A 23,070-nucleotide genomic window follows, 5' to 3' on the forward strand; every position below is an offset into this window, starting at 1 on the left:
CCGGCAGACGGGGCCGAGTCGGTGGCCGGTGGTGCGGCGAAGTCCGGCGGGGGTGCGGGCCAGCCGCCAGGGTCCGGGGTCGTTCCGGTCCAGCGTGGGGACGATCCGGCCGCCGAGGCCGAGGTACCGTCGGCGCAGCCCGGCGTGGACCAGCCGGCTTCCGGGGCCCTCGCAACACCGACCGCGCACCCGATGCCCGCAGCCCATTCGACGCCCATGGGACATTCGTCACCCACTGCCCAGTCCGCGACCGCCGCTCAGCAGGCCGTCGGTGGGGCAGGCGCGCGAGAGCCCGGCGTGGCGGCCCACCGGACCGCCGGTGCAGCCGGGGATGCCCGATTCGGTGCCCCACGCCAGGGGGACCTCGCCGCTGCGGGGGAGTCCGTTCGGGCCGGTCGAGGGCCGAGCGCGCCTCGCCAGGTCGTGCTGACCGAGCGGGAGATGCAGGTGCTGCTCGGGATGGCGGACGGCAAGAGCAACGCCGAAATCGGCCGGGAACTCTTCGTCTCGGAGGACACCGTCAAGACCCATGCCCGTCGGCTGTTCCGGAAGCTCGGAGCCCGGGACCGGGCACACGCCGTGGCCGCAGGCTTCCGGGCCGGTCTGGTCGCGTAGGGCCCGTCGCATCGGGTTCGAGGGTTGCCCTCGGGCCCGATGGATCGCCTGGGTCGGGGGTTACCGGCCCAGCGCGGAGGGCTCGGCCGCCAGATCCGAGGGGTTGGTCGAGGTACGGAGAGAGGGTGGGGCCGTAGAAAGGGGCCTGAGCCTAGTCGTCGCTCTCGTCGGTGCCCTCGGTCAGCGTGTCGTGCACACCGTCGGCGTAGCCACGGGCGTAGTCCCAGGACACATAGTGGTCGGGGTCCGGGTCGTAGGCCGGCTCGTGCACCCGGGGCCGGCCGGAGTTGAGCAGGTGGCGAAGGTTGCCCCGGAGCAGGTCCCAGTCGAAATAGTGTGGTTCCCGACAGTCCTCGCACTCGATGACCAGGCCGCGAACCCCGGCGGGGCCCAGTAGTGCCTGGTAGATCTCCAGGTCGGCGAGGTCCTCCAGCACGTCCCGGCGCTCGACCTCGGTCAGCGGTTCGAGCTGGGCTTCCTCGACGGCATCGCCCAGCCCCGCTGACGGATCGGCAGGGTCCCCGCTGAACGGATCGATCGGCTCGTCGTGCACCCCCCCACCGTAGTGGTAACCCGTGCTGGTGCGCGTACCCGTCAGTTGGTCGTGGCGTCGGCATTGTCCGTACACCGGTCGGTTGTGTGGTCTTCGCCGCAGTGCGCGCAAGTCCCGCCGCCCGCCAACTCACCCCAGGTCACCGGCTGGGTACGATGAACCATCGCGCCGCCGACTTTTCTGGGCGGGCCGCTCAGCCTCCCACGGTGCGAACTCTGCCATCTCAACCAGTTCAGGGGAGAAATCGTGGACAACCTGCCGACCAACGATCTTCCGACGGGGCTGGTCGACACCGATTCGCGCGCCGCCGAACTGGCTGCGGGGGCGTTTCCGTCGGTTCCGCTCGGTCTGACCTTCGACGACGTGCTGCTCCAGCCGGGCGAGTCGGACATCGTGCCGAGCAAGGTCAACACGATCACCCGGCTGACCCGCAACGTGACGCTCAGCCTTCCGCTGCTCTCCAGCGCCATGGACACGGTGACCGAGGCCCGGATGGCGATCGCGATGGCCCGGCAGGGTGGCATCGGCGTGCTGCACCGGAACCTGTCGGTGGAGGACCAGGCGATGCAGGTCGACCTGGTCAAGCGTTCCGAATCGGGCATGATCACCAACCCGGTCACCTGTAGCCCGGACGACACCCTGCGCCAGGTCGACGCGTTGTGCGGCCGTTACCGTATCTCCGGTGTGCCGGTCGTCGATGCCGATGGCGCCCTGGTGGGCATCGTGACCAACCGGGACATGCGGTTCGTCTCCGACGGGGACACCCCGGTTCGGGAGATCATGACCCGGATGCCGCTGATCACCGCACGGGAAGGGGTCTCGAAGGCCGAGGCGCTCGCCCTGCTGCGCCAGCACAAGGTCGAGAAGCTGCCGCTGGTCGACGACGCCGGCCGACTCCGTGGCCTGATCACCGTCAAGGACTTCACCAAGAGCGAGCAGTTCCCCAACTCGACCAAGGACGACGCCGGTCGGTTGCGGGTCGCCGCCGCGATCGGCGTCGGTGACGACGCCTACAAGCGGGCCCGGACGCTGGTCGAGGCCGGGGTGGACGTGCTGATCGTCGACACCGCCCACGGGCACCAGCGGGCGGTGCTGGACATGGTCCGAGCCCTGAAGAAGGACACCACGATCGACATCGTGGGTGGCAACATCGCCACCTACGCCGGGGCGAAGGCGCTGGTCGACGCAGGGGCCGACGGCGTCAAGGTCGGTGTCGGCCCGGGTGCCATCTGCACCACCCGGGTGGTCGCCGGGGTGGGCGTACCGCAGATCACCGCGATCATGGAGGCCGCTCGGGCCTGCCGTCCGGCCGGTGTGCCGGTCATCGCCGACGGCGGCATCCAGTACTCGGGTGACATCGCCAAGGCGATGGTGGCCGGTGCCGACTCGGTGATGTTGGGTAGCCTGCTGGCGGGCTGCGAGGAGAGCCCCGGCGAGCTGATCTTCATCAACGGCAAGCAGTTCAAGGCGTACCGGGGGATGGGTTCGCTGGGCGCGATGCAGTCGCGCGGCCAGGCCCGCTCCTACTCCAAGGACCGCTACTTCCAGCAGGACGTGACCAGCGACGAGAAGCTGGTCCCAGAGGGCGTGGAGGGCCAGGTGCCCTACCGGGGCCCGCTGTCCCGGGTGGCCCACCAGCTGGTCGGTGGGTTGCGGCTGGCAATGGGGTACGCCGGCGCGGAGAGCATTCCCGAGCTGCACCGGCGCGGTCAGCTCATCCGGATCACCGCGGCCGGGCTCAAGGAGAGCCACCCGCACGACATCCAGATGACCGTCGAGGCGCCCAACTACCACACCCGCTGAACCACTACCCCCCTCAAAACTGGAGTGACTCATGCGTGACGTGGTAGAGATCGGGCTGGGTAAGACCGCGCAACGCGGCTATCACCTGGACGACATCGCGATCGTGCCGAGCCGGCGTACCCGGGACGTGGACGACGTCTCCACCGCCTGGCAGCTCGACGCGTACCAGTTCGGTATCCCCTGCGTCGGCCACCCCTCCGACGCGACGATGAGCCCGGACTCGGCGGTACGGCTGGGCCAGCTCGGCGGTCTCGGTGTGCTCAACGTCGAGGGCCTGTGGACCCGGTACGAGGACCCGACCAAGATCCTGGAGGAGCTGGCGACCCTGCCGGAGAGCGCCCCGGCCACCCGGCGGTTGCAGGAGGTCTACTCCGAGCCGATCCGTCCGGAGCTGATCACCGAGCGGGTACGCCAGCTCCGCAGCGGCGGCGGCACGGTCGCCGTACGGGTCTCGCCGCAGCACACCCTCGCGCTGGCTCCCGTGATCCTCGACGCAGGCGTCGACATCCTGGTCATCCAGGGCACGATCGTCTCCGCCGAGCACGTCTCCACCACCGACGAGCCGCTCAACCTCAAGGAGTTCATCGCCGACCTCGACCTGCCGGTCGTGGCCGGTGGGTGCACCGACTACAAGACCGCCCTGCACCTGATGCGTACCGGCGCGGCCGGTGTGATCGTCGGGCTCGGCGGGGACGAGTGGTCCACCACCGAGTCCGTGCTCGGCATCCGGGTGCCGATGGCCACCGCCATCGCCGACGCGGCTGCCGCCCGGCGGGACTACCTCGACGAGACCGGTGGCCGGTACGTGCACCTGATCGCCGACGGTGACCTGCGGACCTCCGGGGACATCGCCAAGGCGCTGGGCTGCGGTGCCGACGCGGTGATGCTCGGCGAGCCGCTCTCGCTGTGCGAGGAGGCACCGGCCGGAGGTGCCTGGTGGCACCCGGCGGCCAGTCACCCGAAGCTGCCGCGTGGCGCGTTCGGTATCGCCGACCAGCCGCTCGGCTCGATGGAGAAGCTGCTCTTCGGTCCGGCCGACGAGCCGGACGGCCAGCTCAACCTCTTCGGTGGGCTGCGCCGGGCGATGGCCAAGTGTGGCTACCGCGACCTGAAGGAGTTCCAGAAGGTGGGGCTCGTCCTCGACCGCTAGGCCGAGTGTCGTGGCGGCGGGTGGCGAGCAGAGCCCGCCGTCACGACAACCGGGCCCGCCCGACAACTGAGGTTGCTGCGGGGCGGATCTGGTCCGCGTCGTTCACGGCATCTGGCTGGACGGCTCCTGTAGCGCCCGCCGCAGCTCGGTGGACCGAATCGAGTCGATCACGACGAGGCCGAGGCTGACCGCAGCGAGCAGGCCCAGTGCCCAGAGCGCGGGCAGCGGCCTCGTTGCCGGTGTCAGGGCCACCACGAGCAGGATCCCGCCCACCCGTAACCAGCGCGCCTGACGTTGGGTACGCCACCAGAACAGCTGGTCGGCGAGGAGATAGACGACCACGCCACCGAAGAGGGTGAAGTGCCCCAACGGCATCGATCCCGCGTCGGGTCGGTCCGCCACCAGTGCCAGGGTCGTTCGCAGACCGTAGGCCAACGACACCAACCCGACGACCATGGGCAGATGCAGGTAGGTGTAGGCGTCTCGGGCCATCGCCCACTGGGCCACGCCGGTCTGGTTCTGGACGGCCTGCTGTCCGAGGACGGCATCGACGCCGAAGTACACCCACCAGAGGGTGGACAGAACGACGACGCTGAGCGTGATGGCGATGCCGACCGGCCCGGAGATCGGCTGACCGGCCACGGCCAGTCCTGTCGAGATGACGACCTCGCCGAACGCGATGAGGATGATCAACGCGTAGCGCTCGGTCCAGTGTTCGACCGAGCGGATCTGCCAGTTGCTACGTCCGACCAGGTAACCCCCGCCGAGTTCGACGAGGGCGGCCGCGACCCAGAGGGCCGTCCCGACCGGACTGATCGAGGCGGGTTCGTCCGCCGGTGGAAAGGCCAGTACGGAGTACAGCAGCAGGACCATCGCCGCCGCCGCCGGGACGGCGGCCCGCAGCACCTTTCTGCGTAACGCCGGATTCCGCTGTGCGACCAGCCAGAAGGAGCCGAAGTGCAGGATGCGGAGCAGCAGGTAGCAGGTCACGACGATGAGTGGACCGGGTAGCCCGCCGGAGACGTGGCTGAACGCCTGCGGGATGGCGATTCCGAGGACCAGCGTCAGCGCCACGATGACGAGCACGGTCAGCCGTACCGGGCCGGACTCGCTCCGCACCGCACTGCCCAACCAGGCGTAGTGGCACCACACCCACCACAGCAGAGCGAGGACCGTCAACCCGTGGATCACCCCGACCACGGACGGCTGCCGGGCCATGAGGACTATGACCTGGATGAACGTGTACACGAACACCAGGTCGAGGAAGAGTTCCTTGGGCGTGATGTGGGTGCCGTGGGTCTCCTCAGGCGTGATCGCGCCGTGCAGCGAGCGGTGCCGTTGGCGGAAGACGGTGCGGTCGGCCACCACCAGGCTGGTGGTGGCACCGGCCAGCAGCGCCAGGGCACCCGACACCGGCAGGTGGATGGCGAGTGGGAGCAGGGCGGGCACCAGCACGATGCCAAGCAACGGACTACGCCCCGCCAGGCGGATGGAGCGCCACTCGAGAGCGAACAGCCCGAGCAGGTAGAGCTCGACCCCGCTGTAGAGGATGACCGTGCTGAACGTGTCCCAGCGGTGCGCGGTGGTGACCTCGGTCGCGCTCAGGCCACGCTTGAGGCCGAGCGCGAGCAGGATGAGGCCACCGATCATCGGCAGGTGCAGCAGGACGTAGGCGTCGCGGCCCAGCAGTGATCTGGCGACTCCCGACGTCCGGGCCAGCGCCTGCTCGACGGCGGGTCTGGCGATGTCGAAGTAGGTCCACCACAGCACGGACGCGATGACGATGGCCAGCAGCGAGCCGCCAATGACCGACCAGGTGATCGGCGGGTTTCCGACCAGACCGCGACTGGTACCGACCGAGATGATCGTCTCGCCCAGTGCGATCAACACGATCAGGCTGTGCCGTTCGGCCCAGTGCCGCGTCGAGACGATCTGCCAACGGCCCACACCGATGTTCCACACGGCGAGGTAGTCGACGACGGTGGCAGCCAGGAACAGCGCCAGCCGGACGTGTCCGCCGTCCACGCTCCCGGGCAGGTGGGCCGGCAGCAGGGCGGCCAACAGCAGCAACGACGCGCTGCCTGCCAACGGCAGCCAGGCCCGCAGGAGGGAGCGGCGCATACGCCCGCTCTCCCACTGGGTGCTCGCCACGATCACCAGTACGACCAGGCGCACCAGGAGGAAACCGACGACGAAGACGAGCGGACCGGGCAGCCCACCGGGTCGGTCGGTGAACGCCTCCGGGATGGCGACGCCGATCAGCAGGATCGCCGTGGTCAGCACGACCATGATCGGTGGTAGCAGGCCCCGGTCCAGCCGGATGACGTTGCCGAGCCAGGCACAGGAGACCCAGCACCGCCAGAGCAACAGCACCACCAGCGTCCCCTGGAGCAGACCCCGGGGATGCAGGTTCGCTGCCATCAGGTTGGTGACGTTGAGGAAGGCGTACACGAAGACCAGGTCGAGGAAGAGTTCCAACCGGGTCACGCCGCCGCCACCGCTGGCCGGCTGGATCTGCGTGGCGATCCTGGCACGGATCTGCCCGAAGGGCATCGCCGATCCGCTGCTGGTCATTCAACCACTCTGTCAACGTCGCTGGCGGATGGCGGGCGATCCGGAAAGCCGGGAGCCCGGTGCCGGTGCACTTCCCGGCGTTCCGATCCGGTGGTGCAGGTGGCGGCGGCCCGAGACCGCCCTGCCGGCCTACTTCATCTGGTGTAGGCGGTACCCGCTCGGCGTACCCCGAAGTGCCTTGATCCGGACGACGTGGCGGGGGTGGCGGCGAACATAGCGTTCCCTCATCGATCCGATGAGGAGGAAGAATGACTTCCGTACCAACCCGTCCGATTCCCGTACCGGCATTCGATCCCACTCGGCCGGAGGCGGTGGCGATGGCGGACCCGCGGTCCGGGGCGCTGTCCCGCAGCCTGGTGGCGACCCTCGGCGTCGCCGGCGCAACGATGGCGGCGGCGGATGGGCTCAACCCCCAGTACAACCCGCTCAGCGAGGTGGCCAGCCGGTACGTCAACGGAACCGCCGGCTGGTTGATCACAGTGGCCCTGCTCTGCATCGGTACGGCCTCGGCCGTGCTCGCGGGCTGGCTCGGCCGGCTTCCCGAGCTGGGGCGGGCCGGTCGGGTCGGCCGCTGGGCGCTGACGCTCTGGGCCGTGGGCGTCTTCGTCGCAGGTGTGTTCCCGGCCGACCCGCCCGGCCAGTGGAGCCGGCCGTCGACGTCGGAGTTGGTGCACGGCATGGCGGCCTGGCTCTCCTTCGCTGCGTTCCCGGTGGCCGCCGTGTTGCTGACCCGGGCGGTGACGCGCGGCGGAACCCGGCCGGCCGTGGTTGTGCCTGGCCGTCTCCGGTCGGGGCTGGTCGGCCTCGTGATCGCCTCGGTCATGTCCACGATCGGGCTCGCGGTGTTCCTGGTCGACGTCATGGGTGGTCCGTCGCTGGGGTTCGGTGGTGTCCCGACCTTCGTCGGGCTCGTCGAACGGCTCGTGATCGTGGCGAACCTGGCCTGGCTGGCCCTCGCCGCGGTGATGCTGGGTGGGATGATGCGGAACGGTGCCGGTCGGCCGGAGGTGTCCCGAGCCCAGGGCGGTACCGATGCACCGGCATGATCGAGCGGTGAGTGCATGGAATGCCCTGCTGAACGTGCCTGCCGACATGGCATCGGCCGGGTCCCGGACCCGGGCGACCTGGGTCGATGTGGCACTGGCCGGGCTGACGTCGATCGGTGTGCTGGCCGGCACGGTCCTCTTCGGGGGACAGGTCGACTACGGCAGTACGGTGCCGGTGGCAGCCTCGCTCGGCCTGCTGTTGCTGCTCCGTCGCCGGTGGCCGGTACGGGTGCTGCTGGCCAGCGTGGTGGTGGTGGTCGGCTTCCGGGGAGCGGGGCTGACCGAGGTGGGCTGGGTGTGGCCGGCTTCCATGGCCTACTTCACGGTCGCTGCCGGGGACCGGCAGCCCCGACACGGCATGGTCTGGGCGGCCGGGATCGGCCTGGTCGAGTTGTGGTTCGCGGCCACCTGGCGCGGGCCCGATGCCGGCGACGACCCGCAACTCGCGTTGGCTCTGGTCGGTGCGGAGACGCTGTGGCTGGCCGTGGTCCTGGCTGCGGCCGCCGCGTACCGCAACTGGCGTCGCTGGCGGGCCGAGTTGGCCGCCGGACTGCGGCGGCTGGAGTACGAACGCGAACTGGAGTCGAGCCGACGGAGTGCGGAGGAACGGCTTGAGATCGCCCGGGAGCTGCACGACGTGGTCGCGCACACGCTGACCGTGGTGGGCGTGCAGTTGCACGTGGTGGCCGAGGCGCTGGACGATTCCCCCGCCGAGGCGCGGGACGCACTGCGTACGGCGCAGGAGGTACGCGCCAGGGCCGTCACCGACCTGCGTTCGCTCATCGACGTCCTGCGCGACCCCGGCTCGTCCGAAGCCCAGGACGGGGCCGGTCCGGTCCGGGGCCCGCAGGGGGACCTGGCCGGGCTGGACGACCTGCTGGACCGTACCCGGGCCGGGGGGCTGACGGTCACCCTGGACCAGACCGGGGACCCGGCCGGGGTTCCGGCCCCGGTGGCCCTGGCCGCATACCGGGTGGTGCAGGAGGCGCTGACGAACACGGTCAGGCATGCCGGGGCCGGTCGGGTGACGGTGCGTCTGGACTGCGCTGCGGACTCCGTGGCGGTCGAGGTCGTCGACGATGGTGCCGTGACCGGTCCGCAGCCGGCACCGGGGCACGGGATCAGCGGGATGCGGGAGCGGGTCGCGGCGCTGGGTGGGACGTTCGCCGCCGGGCCGGCTGCCGGGGGTGGCTATGCGGTACGCGCCACGATTCCTGTGCCAAGATTTCGATCATGACGATCCGGGTGCTGCTGGCCGACGACCAGGCGCTGGTCCGGGCCGGTTTCCGTAGTCTGCTCCGGCGCGACCGGGAGATCGAGGTCGTCGGCGAGGCGGGAACGGGCGACGAAGCGGTCCGGACGGTCCGGGCGACCCGGCCCGACGTGGTGCTCATGGACATCCGCATGCCCGGCTTGGACGGTCTGGCCGCCACCGAGCGGATCGTGGCTGATCCGGCGCTCGCCGGCTGTCGCGTCATCATCCTGACCACGTTCGAGACCGACGAGTACGTCTTCGCCGCCCTCCGGGCCGGGGCCAGTGGTTTCCTCACCAAGGAGATCGGGCCGGAGGAGCTGCGGCACGCGGTCAAGGCCGTTGCGGCGGGTGACGCACTGCTCTCGCCGAGCGTCACGCGCCGGGTGATCGAACAGTTCGCCCACCGACCGGTGACGCCGGTCGACACCGATGCGAGGCTGTCGGTGCTCACGAGCCGGGAGCGCGAGGTCCTACAGTTGCTGGCCGCCGGCCTGTCCAACGAGCAGATCGCGCAACGCCTGTTCATCAGTCCGCTGACCGCCAAGACCCACGTCACCCGGGCGATCACCAAACTGGGGGTACGGGACCGCGTCCAGCTCGTCATCCTGGCGTACGAGACCGGTCTGGTCCATCCCGGTCAGCGCTCCGGTTGACCCGGTCGGCCCGGTTGATCCGGTTGATCCGGTTGATCCGGCCGATCGTCGGACGTCGCCGGACAGCGCCAGCCCACCGGCCAGCCCACTGGCCAGTCCACCGGGCCGGGTCGCGACGGTGGTGCCGGACCCCGCAGTCCGATGAATACTCTGTTCCTGCCCGGCTCCGTCGGTGTCGTACCGCGCACCGGGCCGCAGCGGGCGGAGATCGTGGGGGAGGACAATGAACAGGTCCAGGCGTACGGTGATCGCCGCCATGCTGGTGTCGGCGCTGATGGCGGGCGGTTGCACCGGTGACCGGAAGGGGGCCGACACCGCGCCGGACGCCCGGCCCGATCCCGCTGCCCCGGGATCCCGGACCGGGCTCGACGGGATCGGCGACCCCTACTTCCCCAGCCACGGCAACGGTGGCTACGACGTGGCCAGCTACACGCTCAAGGTGCGATACGACCCGGCCACCGACCAGCTGAAGGGGGCGGCCACCATCACCGCGACCGCCACCGAGGAACTGTCCCGGTTCAACCTCGACCTGGCCGGGCTGACCGTCTCGTCGGTCAGGGTCGACGGTGCCCGGGCCGAGAACGAGCGCAAGGACAACGAACTTGTCGTCGTTCCGGCGACGGTCCTCGGCAAGGACGCCAGGTTCACGGTGGAGGTCGACTACAGCGGTGTTCCGCGCCCGATCAGCAGCCCGAGCCTGGGGGACAACGGTTTCAGCGCCACCCCGGACGGGGCGATCGCCCTCGGCCAGCCCGAGTCGGCCAGCACCTGGTTCCCGGTCAACGACCACCCGCTGGACAAGGCCACCTACGACATCGAGGTCACCGTACCGGCGGGGGTGAGCGCGCTGAGCAACGGCGTACCGCTGGGGGTCGACACCGCCGACGGGTGGAGCACCTGGCGTTGGGCCGAGCGGACACCGATGGCCAGCTACCTGACCACCCTGGTGATCGGCGACTACCGGGTGGTCAACGGTACGCACGGCGGCAAGCCGCTGGTCACCGCGGTCGCGTCCAGCCTGCCGCAGGGCGGCGCCGCCGAACAGGCGATGGCCCGTACCGGCGAGGTGGCGGACTTCCTGGCCACGAAGTTCGGGCCGTACCCGTTCCAGGCGTACGGCGGGATCGTCGTCAACGACGACCGGATCCGGTACGCCCTGGAGACCCAGTCCCGCCCGGTCTACGGGGCGGTCTTCTTCCGTGGCGGCCCGGAACTGGGCGTGGTGGCCCACGAGCTGGCGCACCAGTGGTTCGGTGACAGCGTCTCGCTGCGCCGGTGGAGCGACATGTGGCTCAACGAGGGCTTCGCCAGCTACGCCGAGTGGCTGTGGGAGGAACACGCCGGCGGTCGACCGGTGCAGCGGAACTTCGACACGGAGTACGCCGCCACGGACTGGTCGCGGCCGGCGCTCGACCCCGGCCCGACGGACCTCTTCGGCCGGGCGGTCTACAAGCGGGGCGCGCTGGTGGTGCACGCGCTGCGGCTCACCGTCGGTGACGAGGCGTTCTTCCAGATCCTCAAGACCTGGACGGCGGAGAAGCGCGACGGCAACGTGACCACCGACGACTTCGTCGCGGTCGCCGAGCGGGTTTCCGGCAAACCGCTGCGGGCCCTGCTGCATTCCTGGTTGTCCGACAGGCAGGCACCGCCGGTACCCGGCCGCTGACCGCCGCCGGGCTGCCGCCGGATTGCCGACCTCGCCGGGCTGCCGCCGGATTGCCGACCTCGCCGGGCCACCGGACCGCCACCGGGCCGGTGGCTACTCGCGGGTAATGTTGCTGGCCATGCACTTCGACGTGGTGGTCATCGGCTCCGGCTTCGGCGGCAGTGTGGCCGCGTTGCGGGCCGCCGAGAAGGGTTACTCGGTCGCGGTCGTCGAGGCGGGTCGCCGATTCGCCGACGACGACTTCCCGAAGACCTCGTGGCGGCTGCGTCGCTTCCTGTGGGCGCCGAAGCTGGGCTGCCACGGCATCCAGCGGATCACCCTGTTGCGCTCGGCCAGACGACAGGGAGCGGGGGTGCTGGTGCTCTCCGGGGCCGGAGTCGGTGGCGGCTCGCTGGTCTACGGCAACACCCTCTACGAACCGCTACCCGACTTCTACGACGACCCGCAGTGGCGGGACATCACCGACTGGCGGGCCGAACTAGCGCCCCACTACGCCGAGGCCAAGCGGATGCTCGGCGTCACCACGTACCCGATGCACACAGCGGCGGACCGGGCGATGCGGACGGTGGCCGACCGGATGGGGGTGGGGCACACCTTCCAGCCCACCCCGGTCGGCGTGTACCTCGGCCGGCCCGGGGAACGGGTCGCCGACCCCTACTTCGGTGGCCTCGGGCCGGAGCGGACCGGCTGCCTGAACTGTGGATCCTGCATGACCGGCTGCCGGTACGGCGCGAAGAACACGCTGGTGAAGAACTACCTGTGGCTGGCCGAGCGGCTGGGCGCACAGGTGATCCCGTCGACCACCGTGACGAGCGTACGTCCCGGTCCGACGGGCACCGGCTACGAGATCGAGACGGTACGCACCGGTGCCTGGCTGGCCCGTGGTCGGCGAACCTACCGCGCCGACCAGGTCGTCTTCGCCGCCGGTGCGCTCGGCACCCAGCGGCTCCTGCACCGGCTACGGGCGACCGGACAGCTGCCCGGACTCTCGCCCCGGCTCGGTGCCCTGACCCGGACCAACTCCGAGGCGATCCTCGGCGCTGCGGTGCCCCGCCCCGCGGCCCGACGCCGTGGCGTGGACTTCACCGAGGGGGTGGCCATCACCAGTTCCTTCCACCCGGACTCGCGTACCCACATCGAACCGGTCCGCTACGGTCCGGGGGCCAATCTGATGGGGCTGCTCCAGACCGCCCTCGTGGACGGCGGGCCACGTCGGGTCCGGCGTTGGCTGACCACCCTGGTCCGGTCGCCGCTGACCTACCTCCGGCTGCTCTCGGTGCGCGACTGGTCCCGCCGTACGGTCATCGCCCTGGTCATGCAGTCGGTCGACAACTCCCTCGTCACGCACTACCGCCGGGGCTGGTTCGGCCGGCGGCGGCTGGTCGCCAGCCAGGGGCACGGCACCCCCAACCCGAGTTGGATCCCGGAGGGCAACGAGGCGGTACGCCTGTTGGCCGAGGAGATCGGCGGCATCCCCGGCGGATCGGTGACCGAGCCGTTCAACGTACCGATGACCGCGCACATCCTCGGCGGGGCGGCGATCGGCAGGTCACCCGAGGACGGCGTGGTGGACGCGTACCACCGGGTCTTCGGGTACCCGGGCCTGCACGTCGTCGATGGCGCGGCGATGTCGGCGAACCTGGGCGTGAACCCCTCCCTGACCATCACCGCCCAGGCCGAGCGGGCCATGTCGTTCTGGCCCAACCGGGGTGAGCCGGATCTGCGCCCGGCGCCCGGCGAGCCGTACGTCCCGATGGCTCCGATCGCCGCGCACCGCCCACTCGGGTGTCAGGAAGAAGTCTCCCGCAAATCTGGGAGGGGCCCCGCCTGACACCCGGGGAGCGCCGTCAGCGGGGCACGACCAGCGTCGGATTGGCCGCCAGGAAGTCCGCGACGTTCCCGGCCCGCAGTTCGGTGAGGAACCGCCGGCTGATCTCGTCGAGTTGCTCACCCAGGTAGTTGCCGCCGCTGCCCACCCCGTGTCCGGGCAGGCTGACCAGGGTCATCGCCTCGACCGAGAGGGCGCTGAGAGCAAACGCGAAGTCGACCACCCGCTGCCCACGCCCTTCGAAGGTGAAGGCCTGTCCCAGCGTGTTCAACACCTGGTCGAGCCGGACCGGGTCGCGGGGCAGTTCCTGGCTGAGGATCTTCCATGTGATGGCCTTGATGAGTTGCTGCTGGTGGCGCTGCCGGGCGTAGTCGCCCCCGGTGATGTAGCGCTGTCGGGCATAGTCCAGCGCCTGCCAGCCGGAGAGATGACGCTGCCCCTTCTCGTACACCATCTGCGGGCCGACGTATCCGCCCGGTCCGCTGGCCCGGTGCGTGCCGTCCGGGCGACGGTGCTGGGACACCACCCGCTGGTCGATGTAGAGGTCGACACCGCCGAGCGCGTCCACCAGGTTGTCGAAGCCGCCGAAGGTGAGCACCCCGCCGGCGTCGAAGCGGTTGATCCTGGTGTACCGGCTGACGGTGGCGGCCAGCAGTTCGTAGCCCTGGGCGGTGCTTGGCGGCTCACGGCCATCGGGATCCCGACTGCCGTAACTCATCGCGTGGGTCAGTTTCGATCGCTCGCCGGGGAATCCCGCCTTGGGGAAGGCCGGGATGTCCACCACCAGGTCGCGGGGGAGGGAGAAGAGGTACGCCCGGTCCAACTCCTTCGGAATGTGCATGATCAGTACGGCGTCACTGCGTGGTTCCCAGCCCGGCTCGCTGATCCGGGTGTCGACGCCGACCAGGAGGAGGTTGAGCGGTCCGGTGATCCCGGCACCCGGCTCCGGGGTGGGGCTGGCCGTGGGGCTCGGTCCGGCGGCGGAGGTCAGCGGCGTACCGGTGGTGGATCCGTCGTCGCCGCCGGACAGGAGCGCACCGGTGGCGTACGCGGTGCCGGCCAGTAGCGCGACGACGGTGACGATGACGGCGGCCTGACGGATACGGATCCGTCGAGCAGGCCGCCACCTGTGGCTCGGGCCTGCTCGCCCCTGCCCGGTGTCTGTCATGTGTCGACCCCCTTCCCATCTGGAGAACGCGGCTACCCCTATGAAGAGTTACGACCATGGGTGGCAGGGTGCGACTGACCAAGGCCGTGGCCCGGGTGCTGACCGCGTGCGGAACCGGCCGTGCGCCACCGGCCCCAGCACCCGGCTTATTCCCCGACCGGGGTGGCGGGTGAGGTGTGGCACAGCCGCGAGCGGGGGACCCCGTCACGCTCGGTACGCTTTCTCCATGAGCACCCCGCGCCCTGTCCTCGTGGTCGACTTCGGAGCCCAGTACGCCCAGCTCATCGCCCGCCGCGTGCGTGAGGCGAGGGTCTATTCGGAGATCGTCCCGCACTCGATGCCGGTCGCCGAGATGTTGGCGAAGGACCCGGCAGCGATCATCCTGTCCGGCGGCCCGGCCAGCGTCTACGAGCCCGGCGCACCGCAGGTGGACGCTGCCCTGTTCGAGGCCGGTGTTCCGGTCTTCGGCATCTGCTACGGCTTCCAGGCGATGGCCCGGGCACTCGGTGGCACGGTGGCGCACACCGGTAACCGGGAGTTCGGCGGTACGCCGCTGCGGCCCCGGGCGGAGGCGGGGGTGCTGCTGCGTGAGCTGCCCGCCGAGCTGCCGGTCTGGATGAGCCACGGTGACTGTGTGACGGAAGCTCCCGCCGGGTTCACCGTGACGGCCGAGTCCGCCGGGGCACCGGTTGCCGCGTTCGAGGACGTCGCCGGACGGCGCGCCGGGGTGCAGTTCCACCCCGAGGTGGGGCACACCGCGCACGGACAGGAGATGCTCAAGCGCTTCCTCTACGACATCGCCGGGATCGAACCGACCTGGACTCCTTCGAACATCATCGAGGAGCAGGTGGCCGAGATCCGGTCCCGGGTCGGCGACAAGGAGGTCATCTGCGCGCTCTCCGGCGGGGTGGACTCGGCGGTCGCCGCCGCGCTGGTGCACAAGGCGGTCGGTGACCAGCTCACCTGCGTCTTCGTCGACCACGGTCTGCTCCGGGCCGGTGAGGCCGAGCAGGTGGAGAAGGACTACGTCGCGGCGACCGGGATCAAGCTCAAGGTGGTCGACGCCCAGGACCGGTTCCTCGGCGAGTTGGCCGGAGTGACCGACCCGGAGCAGAAGCGGAAGATCATCGGGCGCGAGTTCATCCGGGTCTTCGAGGCCGCTGCCCGTGAGGTCGCCGCAGCGGGTGACGTCGAGTTCCTGGTCCAGGGCACGCTCTACCCGGACGTGGTCGAGTCCGGTGGCGGGACCGGCACGGCAAACATCAAGTCCCACCACAACGTCGGTGGTCTCCCGGACGACCTCCAGTTCTCGTTGATCGAGCCGCTGCGCACGCTCTTCAAGGACGAGGTCCGGGCGCTGGGCATCGAACTCGGCCTGCCCGAGGCGATGGTCTGGCGGCAGCCGTTCCCCGGGCCGGGGCTGGCCATCCGGATCATCGGCGCGGTCGACCGGGAGCGCCTCGACCTGCTGCGCGCGGCCGACCTGATCGCCCGGCAGGAGCTGACCGCAGCCGGCCTCGACCGGGACGTCTGGCAGTTCCCGGTGGTGCTGCTGGCCGACGTACGCAGCGTGGGTGTGCAGGGTGACGGCCGTACCTACGGTCACCCCGTCGTACTGCGCCCGGTGTCCAGCGAGGATGCCATGACGGCTGACTGGTCGCGGCTGCCGTACGACCTCATCGCCCGGATCTCGACCCGGATCACCAACGAGGTGGCCGAGGTCAACCGGGTGGTGCTGGACGTGACCAGCAAGCCGCCGGGCACCATCGAGTGGGAGTGAGTCGCACCTCGGCCTGACGCTGGACGCCACCTCGGCCGGGCGCTGGGCGGCACCGCGATCGGACGCTGGACGGCGCACCGGGCGGTGCCGGTGCGCCGCCTCCGCCTGCCGCCCCGGCAGTCGGGTCGGATCAGGCCGACGGTGTCTGTGCCTGGTGTGCCTGGGCCGCTGGCGGCGGGTAGCTCGCTGGCTGCGGGTAGCTCGCCCCCGGCTGCGGATGAGCCGGCGGTGTCTGCGGCTGGTGCGGCCAGGCGGGTGCGCCGGCCGGCTCCTCCGGCATGAGGAACCACATGATCGGGTACGCCAGCAGGGCGAGCCCGCCGGTCAACACCGCGGTCGCGGCGAAGAGCACCCGGACCAGGGTGGGATCGACGTTGAAGTAGCGGCCCAGGCCGCTGGCGACTCCGGCGATCATGCGGTCACTGGTCGGGCGACGGAGCTGACGGTACGGGGGGTGGGCGGAGGAGGGCGTCTGTGTCATGCCTCCACGGTCCTCGTCCGGGGCGGGCGTTGCCTCGGTGACCGCCCCGAGTTCGACCCTGACCGTCCCCTGAGCAATCTCGTGGATGTCGATCCTGATTCAGGTGAGGATGTCAATCCCAATCGGGCAACCAATGGGTCAACTGTCAGGAATCTGACTCTTCTTGTGGCCGTGTCAGCCCTGCCGGGAAGAATTCGGCCCTGTGACCGCAACGCTTCAGCCGCTTCGCAGGATCGCGGCGTATGCAGTTTGTACCGATTCGGCGGACCGGGTGCTCCTGGTACGGGCGTCCCCGCTGTCCGGCACACCGGGCGTCTGGTCGCTGCCGGGTGGTGCCGTCGACCACGGTGAGGACCCCAACCACACCGTGGTACGGGAAACCGCGGCCGAGACCGGCCTGTCCGTACTGGTCTCCGGGCTACGTGACGTTCTCGCCGATCTACGGGCACTGCCCGAGCGGGGCATCACCATCCACACGGACCGTCTGATCTACGAGGTCGCCATCCGGGGCGGAAAGCTGTGCGACCGGGTCGACCAGCCCACCGACCTGGTCCGGTGGGTCACCCTGGACGAGGCGGGGGAACTGCCTCTGCGACCGTTCACCGCCCGTGCCCTGGGGCTGCCGCCGGGGCCGATCGACCAGTGCCCGGAGGAGACCCCGGACTTCCCGTCGTTCTACGCGGTGCCCGGTCCGGACGGACTGCACCGGGCGCAGCGCTTCGCGGCGTACGCCGTGGCCACCGATCCGGCCGGTCGGGTGCTGCTGACCAGGGTGTCCGACGGCTACCCCGGCGCCGGCTGCTGGCATCTCCCGGGCGGGGGTACCGACTACGGCGAGCAGCCGGGGGCGGCGCTGATCCGCGAACTGGTGGAGGAGACCGGGCAGCGCGGTCGACTGGTCGAGTTGCTCGGGGTGGCCAGCCACCGGGACGCCGCCTCGCTCGGGCCGGAAGGCTATCCGATCGACTGGCACGGCGTACGGGCCTTCTATCGGGTGGCGGTCGACTCGCCCGCGCCGCCGAAGGTGTGCGACGTGGGTGGCTCCACCTGCGAGGCGCGCTGGTTCGGCCCAGAGGAGCTCGATGCGCTGCCGGCCGAGCGGCTCACCGAGGTGACGGCCGAAGCCGTACAGGCCGCCCGGCTGGGATGATCGCGCCACCACTCTCCGTCGACGGCCGTCACCACTGCCCGATGGCCGTACCCCCAGCTGGTTGATCATGAAGTTATTGTCGGGACACGCCGGGCCTGACGGCGTTAACTTCATGATCGACGGGGTGGGGAGTGGGTTGGTGACGGAACGAATACGACGGATCGGGGCGTACGGGCTGTGTCGCGACGGCGAACGGGTCCTGCTGGCCCGGGCGTCCGAGTCGGTGGCCTTCCCCGGTCGCTGGCAGCTGCCCGGCGGTGGGGTCGACCACGGTGAGCATCCGACGACTTCCGTGGTACGCGAGTTCGGTGAGGAGACCGGCCTCGACATCGAGGTGACCGGATTACGGGATGCCGTCTCCGACGTGATCCGGCTGCCGTACCAGGAGACCCTCCTGGTGCACACCGATCGCCTCATCTACGACGTGCGCATCGTCGGCGGGGTGCTGCGGGACGAACTGGACGGCACGACCGACCGGATCGCCTGGGTGACCCTGGCAGAGGCCGCCGGGTTGCCGCTCATGCCGTTCACCGCGGAACTGCTCGGTGTTCCGGTCACCCCGCTGCCCGAGGATGCCCTGACCGGGCCGCCGCCGCCCGCCGCACCGCCCGGTCGACGGCAGCGGTTCGCCGCGTACGGCCTGGCGACCGACCCGGCCGGGCGGGTGCTGCTGTCGTTGATCGCCGAGGGCTATCCGGGCGCCGGTCGGTGGCATCTGCCCGGTGGTGGTACGGATCACGGCGAGCAGCCGGAGGTCGCGCTGCTACGCGAACTGGTGGAGGAGGCCGGACAACTCGGGCGGGTGACCGGGCTGCTCGGCGTCTCGCACCGGTACAGCCCGGGTGAGCTGGGGCCGGAGGGGGTTCCGATCGACTGGCACGGAGTGCGTGTGGTCTACCGGGTCGCGGTCGACGTGCCAACGGTGCCGAGGGTCATGGAGGCGGAAGGGGGGTCGACGGCTCGTGCGGCATGGTTCACGCCCGAGCAAGCCAGGTCTCTTCCGTTGACCGAGGTCACAGCGGTCGCATTGGGGCAACTAGGCAGCAAGTAGACACATAACTGATCGATATGGATGTCTCAGGTAAAATCGCGTCGAGAGGCCCACGCCTGAACCGAGGCCATAACCGCCGCGATGGGAGTGTATGAACGGTTCAGGCGGTTTATAGGGAAATGTTCCACCACTGGCTATCGCCAACACACAACGTTTGTGCGATGGTGTAGGCCGCAAAAAGGTTGCCGGTCACTTTTCAGGGTCGGCACGAGACAGCCGGACGATTGCCGCAGCGCGGTCCGATCGGTCCGGTGATGGAGGAAAACGTGCCGAGGACCCCTTGGCGTCGGCGTACGACGGACAGCCCGCGGCCTGCCGGTCGCCGGTGGGCAGGGCAGTTACGCCGGGGCGGAACGTTTGCGCGGCAGGTTCTGCTGGTCCGGGTCGGGCGTCGCGGTCATGAGTCGGCTGGTGCACCGCCCGCCGATGCGGTGCCGGAACACCCCTACCTTGCCGACGGCCCCCACCCAGCCGACCGTTACGACGTCGACCGACTGACCGGCGTGGAGATCGAATCGGTCGTACCGGTGAGTCCGGCCCTTGGGCCGATCGGCCCGGCGGATGCCGGTCCGTCCGCGACCATTCCGCTGCTGCCCGGTGAGCGCACCGTCGCCCGCCGGATCAAGTTCGCGGTGGTCAACGGCTGCACCCTGGCCAGCCTGACGCTCGGCATGCTGGCCATCTTCCTGGCCATGCACGGCAGTGTGCGGGTTGCGGCCGGCTGCCTGATCGCCTGCGTGGCCTTCGACGGCCTTGACGGTGCGCTGGCCCGGAAGTTGGGTGTGGCGAGTCCGTTCGGTGCCCAGATGGACTCGTTGGCCGACATGTGCTCGTTCGGGCTGGCGGCACCGGTGGTCGTCTACGCGTCGCTGGCCGGCTCGGTGTCGACCGCTGCCGCTGCGGTCGCCTGCGCCCTGGTGGCCGCCTGCGCGGCGATCCGCCTGGCCCGGTTCAACGTCTCGCCCAAGGACGGTCGGTTCTTCAGCGGGGTCCCGACCACGATGGCCGCTGCGGTGCTGGCGGTGACGGTCCTGATCGGTCTGCCGGTACCCGGCAAGGCACTGGTCGCCGGCGTCGCGTTGTTGGCCTTCGCGATGGTCTCCAGCTTCCCGTACGCCAAACTGGCCCGGCTGATCAAGCTGCCGCCGTGGGTCTGGCTGGCCCCGGTGATCGGCGCGCTGATCGACATCCGGTTGACGTTCGCTCTGGTGGTCGTGGGCTACCTGGTCAGTGGTCCGCTGCTCTGGCTGCGTCAACGCAAGACGGTCTAGTCCGACGGATTGTCCGGTCACCGGACTCCGACGGACGGAAAGGCAGCCGCGAGGGCGGAAGAACCGCCTTTGCGGCTGCGTCGACCCCCGGTCCTGAATCGCACCGGGGCGTCCTGAACCGTACTGGGTCGTTCTGAACCGCACTTGTGTCGTTCTGCACTGCACTGGGTCGTTCTGCGCTGCACTGAGTCGTTCTGAATTGCACTGCGTCGTTCTGGAGCGCACTGCGTCGGCCCGGTCCGAATCGGCGGAGAAGCGGACCAGACCGGTTGGCGACGCCGAGCCACGGGCCAGCGAATACATAGCCGAAGGGTGCCTCCCGGTAATTCGCGGAGGCACCCTTCTTCGTGTCATTCGCCGTTACGTCGACCGTTGGGGCCGGTCACCGCCAACGGGCGATCACCGTCGATCCGCCGACCACGCGGTCACCCGGACCGACCAGCGGGTCGGCAGCGTCGGCGGGCAGGTAGACGTCGGTCCGGGAGCCGAACCGGATCAGCCCGAACCGTTCGCCCCGGGCCAGCAGCGCACCGACCGGTGCGCGGTGCACGATCCGGCGGGCGATCAGACCGGTACGCTGCGCCACCACCACGGTGCCGCGATCGGTGTCGAGCACCGTGTACGCCGCCACGTTGTGTTCGGCGTCCGGCTTCATCGCAGCGGCGAAGCCGCCATCGGCGACGAAGTAGTCGACCACCTTGCCGGCAACCGGCGCACGGTTGATGTGTACGTCAAGAACGGACAGGAAGACCGCGATCCGGAGGAACTCCCCGTCGCCGAAGCGCTCGTCGTGCAGGCGCTGCACCGACAGCACCTTCCCGTCGGCGGCGGCGACCACGGCCGACTCGTCGTCGGGCAGGTCCCGCTCCGGGTCCCGGAAGAACGCCGCAACCGGCGCGGCGGCCAGCGCCGGCAGTAGCCACAGCTTCGACTTCGGCCGGGCGATCCGGGTCAGGGCGGCCAGACCGAGGGCGATGCCGGCCGCCGCCACCCCGTTGGAGTCGATGTGCATCGTGCGGGTCAGCGGGATGCTGGACGGCCGGTAGGCCGGGGCGAGGCTGGCCGCCGTCGAGACGGCAGCCGCGGTGAACCGCAACCGGTGTACCCGTACCGGGGGCTGGTTGAGCAGGACCAGGTCGGCACCGACCCCGAACAGGGCACCCTGCCGGTCGAGTTCGGCGGCGGCACCCGAGGTACGGCCGGGCACGGCCGGCACCGCCACGGAGAGGACACCGCCCTCGGCGAGGTACTTGGCCAGTTCCTCGATGATGACCCGGGCCTCGTCGGCGGTACCGGTCAGCGGCTCGGTGGCCACCACCAGGTCCGAGGCGTCCGCTTCGGCCAGGGTGTCGACCACCCGGACCCGCTCGGCGACCCACTGGCCCTGGGCCGTCACGTGCGCCCGCAGCGCATCAGCCTGCGCCGGGTCGGCCGGCACGGCGGTGAGCAGGTCGTCGGGCAGGAGCGTGTCGAGTGCCACGGCCAGCACCGTGGAGTCCACGGTGACCCCGACCAGCAGGGCGGTCTTCGGGCCACGATGGCGGGCGACTTCGGCGGTGAGGGTACGGGCGGCACGCTCGCCGAGGCGGACCGGACTCGGCACCCCGGTGCTGTACGGGGCGGGGGACTGGGTCATGGCGAACGAGCTCCTCGCGAGGTCGGAGTGGGATGTACGCGGTGGCGGCGGGTGCCCGTTTCGGGGGCACCACCGCCACCGCCCGCTACGCGGACCGGCTGACGGAGGCCGAAACCTCCACGGGGCAGCATATGCGGCATCGCAATGCGGCCGCATATGCCCGAGTCAGCCCCGGTCGCCGGTGCCGTTACCCCACCGGTCGTCGGCATCGGTGACCGGTGGCGCGGTGACCGGCTCGGTCGGCCCGCTGCCCACCGGTCCGATCCCCGCGTCGCTGGTCGAGCCGATCCCCGCGTCGCTGGTCGGTCGGTTGCCTGCGTCGCTGGTCGAGCCGATCCCCGCGTCGCTGGTCGGGGCGCTGGTCGGCGGTGCGGCCGTCGGTTGTGCCGCGGCCCGGGCCGAGCGCAGCGCACCGAAGAGGCCCATGACGCCGAACAGGAGCAGCGCCCCGGCTACGAACCAGCCGACGGCGGGCAGCGCCAGGTCGACGAACTGTGCCACCAGCCACCAGGCCACGATGCCCAGGAAGAGCAGCCCGAAGGTGAGCGACACTCCGTCGGTGCGATGGGCCTTCATCGGATCACCTCCAGGTTGCCCGCGTTGACGTGCAGGTTCAGCCGCAGCTTGCCGCCACCGGCGCCGTCGGCACCGAGATCGGTGACCTGCCGGCTCGGTCCGTTGACGCCGCTCCACCGGGTGCCGAAGATCCCTGCGTCGCCGGCCTTTATCTCGGCGATCGCCGTCACGTCGACGTTCGGCGGGACGATCACCGTCAGGTTGCCGAAGGTGACCACCGCGGTCACCCGGGTCTCCCGATCGGTGAAGCTGACCTGGGTGAGGTCGAGGACGGCGTCGCCGAAGTTGTTTTCGTAGCGCTGGGCCAGCAACTCGTGGCTGGTCGGGGTCCAGGTCACGTTGCCGTCGAAGTTACGGACCCGGGTGTAGGACTCGACGAGGGTGACCGTACCCAGCGCCGCTGCGGCCACCAGCCCGAGCGCGATCAGCCAGCGGGCCCGACCGAACCAGGCACCGACCAGCAGGCCGAGCCCGATCGTGGCCAGTGCCGCCGCGAAGTAGGCGGACGCCGATACGGAGATCACGTTGCTGAGGTGCAGGACGGCCACCGCGCCGAGCGCTACGAAGATCAGCGAAAAGGTGGCGGCACCCAGCGAGGAGCGTTCCCGGGGCGGTTTCGGGGGCTTGGCCGGCTTCGGGGCCTTGACCTGCGGAGCTGCTCCGGGCGGGTGTGGCCGGTGCGGTGCGAACGGGCCGTGTGGCGCGAACGGCGGGCGGTAGCCGCTGCTCGGCGGCATCGGGCCGGGTGGCCGACCGGTCGGCGGTGCGGATACGGCCGGCTGGGTGGCGGTGGGCCAGCCCGGCAGCGGCTGGG

At 70.4% G+C, this 23,070-nt stretch carries 18 protein-coding genes and 1 pseudogene; 12 read left to right on the forward strand and 7 right to left on the reverse strand.

Annotation, left to right across the window (positions count from 1 at the left end; genetic code table 11):
* Positions 1-615 (forward strand): response regulator transcription factor (locus tag ACFQ4H_RS31860; protein ID WP_377578442.1); only part of this gene is annotated, 615 nt, incomplete at its 5' end.
* A gap of 151 nt (positions 616-766) precedes the next feature.
* Here the strand turns inward: ACFQ4H_RS31860 and ACFQ4H_RS31865 are convergent.
* The gene (locus tag ACFQ4H_RS31865; protein WP_377578444.1) at positions 767-1,168 is read right to left on the reverse strand and encodes a DUF5319 domain-containing protein; all 402 of its coding nucleotides are present in this window, start codon (positions 1,166-1,168) and stop codon (positions 767-769) included.
* Between the two features lie 246 nt (positions 1,169-1,414).
* Here ACFQ4H_RS31865 and guaB point away from each other — a divergent pair, with 246 nt between their 5' ends.
* Positions 1,415-2,971, forward strand: coding sequence for an IMP dehydrogenase (gene guaB, locus ACFQ4H_RS31870; RefSeq protein WP_449289036.1), 1,557 nt, complete (start codon positions 1,415-1,417; stop codon positions 2,969-2,971).
* 31 nt (positions 2,972-3,002) lie between these two features.
* On the forward strand, positions 3,003-4,121 hold the full coding sequence (locus ACFQ4H_RS31875; RefSeq protein ID WP_377578446.1) for a GuaB3 family IMP dehydrogenase-related protein: 1,119 nt from the start codon (positions 3,003-3,005) through the stop codon (positions 4,119-4,121).
* A gap of 102 nt (positions 4,122-4,223) precedes the next feature.
* On the opposite strand, the gene ACFQ4H_RS31880 is transcribed toward ACFQ4H_RS31875, so the two are convergent.
* A complete protein-coding gene (locus tag ACFQ4H_RS31880) occupies positions 4,224-6,695 on the reverse strand; it encodes a low temperature requirement protein A (protein ID WP_377578448.1) in 2,472 nt (823 codons plus the stop codon).
* Positions 6,696-6,943: 248 nt separating this feature from the next.
* Between ACFQ4H_RS31880 and ACFQ4H_RS31885 the strand changes: the two genes are divergently transcribed.
* The 5 genes from ACFQ4H_RS31885 (at position 6,944) to ACFQ4H_RS31905 (ending at position 13,146) form a co-directional block, all read left to right on the forward strand.
* Positions 6,944-7,741: a DUF998 domain-containing protein gene (locus ACFQ4H_RS31885; protein ID WP_377578450.1), complete on the forward strand. Its 798-nt coding sequence runs from the start codon at positions 6,944-6,946 to the stop codon at positions 7,739-7,741.
* A 7-nt stretch (positions 7,742-7,748) separates the two neighbouring features.
* Complete coding sequence (locus ACFQ4H_RS31890; protein WP_377578452.1) at positions 7,749-8,978, forward strand: sensor histidine kinase; 1,230 nt, start codon at positions 7,749-7,751, stop codon at positions 8,976-8,978.
* On the forward strand, positions 8,975-9,649 hold the full coding sequence (locus ACFQ4H_RS31895) for a response regulator transcription factor (protein ID WP_377578454.1): 675 nt from the start codon (positions 8,975-8,977) through the stop codon (positions 9,647-9,649). Before ACFQ4H_RS31890 ends, ACFQ4H_RS31895 begins: the two co-directional genes overlap by 4 nt.
* A 223-nt stretch (positions 9,650-9,872) precedes the next feature.
* On the forward strand, positions 9,873-11,315 hold the full coding sequence (locus ACFQ4H_RS31900) for a M1 family metallopeptidase (RefSeq protein WP_377578456.1): 1,443 nt from the start codon (positions 9,873-9,875) through the stop codon (positions 11,313-11,315).
* Between the two features lie 118 nt (positions 11,316-11,433).
* Complete coding sequence (locus ACFQ4H_RS31905; RefSeq protein WP_377578476.1) at positions 11,434-13,146, forward strand: FAD-dependent oxidoreductase; 1,713 nt, start codon at positions 11,434-11,436, stop codon at positions 13,144-13,146.
* A 16-nt stretch (positions 13,147-13,162) separates the two neighbouring features.
* Here ACFQ4H_RS31905 and ACFQ4H_RS31910 read toward each other — a convergent pair whose 3' ends face one another.
* Entirely contained in the window at positions 13,163-14,311 is a 1,149-nt protein-coding gene (locus ACFQ4H_RS31910; RefSeq protein ID WP_377578458.1) for an LCP family protein, read from the reverse strand.
* Positions 14,312-14,537: 226 nt separating this feature from the next.
* On the opposite strand from ACFQ4H_RS31910, the gene guaA reads away from it, so the two are divergent.
* Positions 14,538-16,091 carry a glutamine-hydrolyzing GMP synthase gene (gene guaA, locus ACFQ4H_RS31915; protein WP_377578460.1) on the forward strand — a complete coding sequence of 518 codons (1,554 nt, stop codon included), beginning with the start codon at positions 14,538-14,540 and terminating at the stop codon, positions 16,089-16,091.
* A gap of 130 nt (positions 16,092-16,221) precedes the next feature.
* Here guaA and ACFQ4H_RS31920 read toward each other — a convergent pair whose 3' ends face one another.
* Entirely contained in the window at positions 16,222-16,572 is a 351-nt protein-coding gene (locus ACFQ4H_RS31920) for a PspC domain-containing protein (RefSeq protein WP_377578462.1), read from the reverse strand.
* Between the two features lie 202 nt (positions 16,573-16,774).
* Between ACFQ4H_RS31920 and ACFQ4H_RS31925 the strand changes: the two genes are divergently transcribed.
* The 3 genes from ACFQ4H_RS31925 to ACFQ4H_RS31935 all read left to right on the forward strand — a co-directional run bounded on the left by ACFQ4H_RS31925 (position 16,775) and on the right by ACFQ4H_RS31935 (position 20,044).
* On the forward strand, positions 16,775-17,722 hold the full coding sequence (locus ACFQ4H_RS31925) for an NUDIX domain-containing protein (protein ID WP_377578464.1): 948 nt from the start codon (positions 16,775-16,777) through the stop codon (positions 17,720-17,722).
* A gap of 112 nt (positions 17,723-17,834) precedes the next feature.
* Positions 17,835-18,773 carry an NUDIX hydrolase gene (locus tag ACFQ4H_RS31930; RefSeq protein WP_377578466.1) on the forward strand — a complete coding sequence of 313 codons (939 nt, stop codon included), beginning with the start codon at positions 17,835-17,837 and terminating at the stop codon, positions 18,771-18,773.
* A gap of 266 nt (positions 18,774-19,039) precedes the next feature.
* Entirely contained in the window at positions 19,040-20,044 is a 1,005-nt protein-coding gene (locus tag ACFQ4H_RS31935; protein ID WP_377578468.1) for a CDP-alcohol phosphatidyltransferase family protein, read from the forward strand.
* Positions 20,045-20,426: 382 nt separating this feature from the next.
* On the opposite strand, the gene ACFQ4H_RS31940 is transcribed toward ACFQ4H_RS31935, so the two are convergent.
* The 3 genes and pseudogenes from ACFQ4H_RS31940 to ACFQ4H_RS31950 all read right to left on the reverse strand — a co-directional run.
* Entirely contained in the window at positions 20,427-21,680 is a 1,254-nt protein-coding gene (locus tag ACFQ4H_RS31940; RefSeq protein WP_377578470.1) for a phosphatidylserine decarboxylase, read from the reverse strand.
* Positions 21,681-22,072: 392 nt separating this feature from the next.
* Positions 22,073-22,256 (reverse strand): annotated as a pseudogene (locus tag ACFQ4H_RS31945) (hypothetical protein); the annotation flags it as partial.
* Positions 22,253-23,070: LiaF domain-containing protein (locus tag ACFQ4H_RS31950; protein WP_377578472.1), on the reverse strand; the 818-nt coding region annotated here is incomplete at its 5' end. The gene ACFQ4H_RS31950 and the pseudogene ACFQ4H_RS31945, both read right to left, overlap by 4 nt.

This window comes from Micromonospora sonneratiae (genome assembly GCF_042679305.1).
GTDB lineage: Bacteria > Actinomycetota > Actinomycetes > Mycobacteriales > Micromonosporaceae > Micromonospora_H > Micromonospora_H sonneratiae.

Excerpts from the sequence above, each read along its gene's own strand:
- ACFQ4H_RS31940 (WP_377578470.1), bottom strand. The coding sequence starts at position 21,680 with ATGACCCAGTCCCCCGCCCCGTACAGCACCGGGGTGCCGAGTCCGGTC.
- ACFQ4H_RS31910 (WP_377578458.1), bottom strand. The coding sequence starts at position 14,311 with ATGACAGACACCGGGCAGGGGCGAGCAGGCCCGAGCCACAGGTGGCGG.
- ACFQ4H_RS31930 (WP_377578466.1), top strand. The coding sequence starts at position 17,835 with ATGATCGACGGGGTGGGGAGTGGGTTGGTGACGGAACGAATACGACGG.
- ACFQ4H_RS31880 (WP_377578448.1), bottom strand. The coding sequence starts at position 6,695 with ATGACCAGCAGCGGATCGGCGATGCCCTTCGGGCAGATCCGTGCCAGG.
- ACFQ4H_RS31875 (WP_377578446.1), top strand. The coding sequence starts at position 3,003 with ATGCGTGACGTGGTAGAGATCGGGCTGGGTAAGACCGCGCAACGCGGC.
- ACFQ4H_RS31920 (WP_377578462.1), bottom strand. The coding sequence starts at position 16,572 with ATGACACAGACGCCCTCCTCCGCCCACCCCCCGTACCGTCAGCTCCGT.
- guaA (WP_377578460.1), top strand. The coding sequence starts at position 14,538 with ATGAGCACCCCGCGCCCTGTCCTCGTGGTCGACTTCGGAGCCCAGTAC.
- ACFQ4H_RS31900 (WP_377578456.1), top strand. The coding sequence starts at position 9,873 with ATGAACAGGTCCAGGCGTACGGTGATCGCCGCCATGCTGGTGTCGGCG.
- ACFQ4H_RS31905 (WP_377578476.1), top strand. The coding sequence starts at position 11,434 with ATGCACTTCGACGTGGTGGTCATCGGCTCCGGCTTCGGCGGCAGTGTG.
- ACFQ4H_RS31895 (WP_377578454.1), top strand. The coding sequence starts at position 8,975 with ATGACGATCCGGGTGCTGCTGGCCGACGACCAGGCGCTGGTCCGGGCC.
- ACFQ4H_RS31885 (WP_377578450.1), top strand. The coding sequence starts at position 6,944 with ATGACTTCCGTACCAACCCGTCCGATTCCCGTACCGGCATTCGATCCC.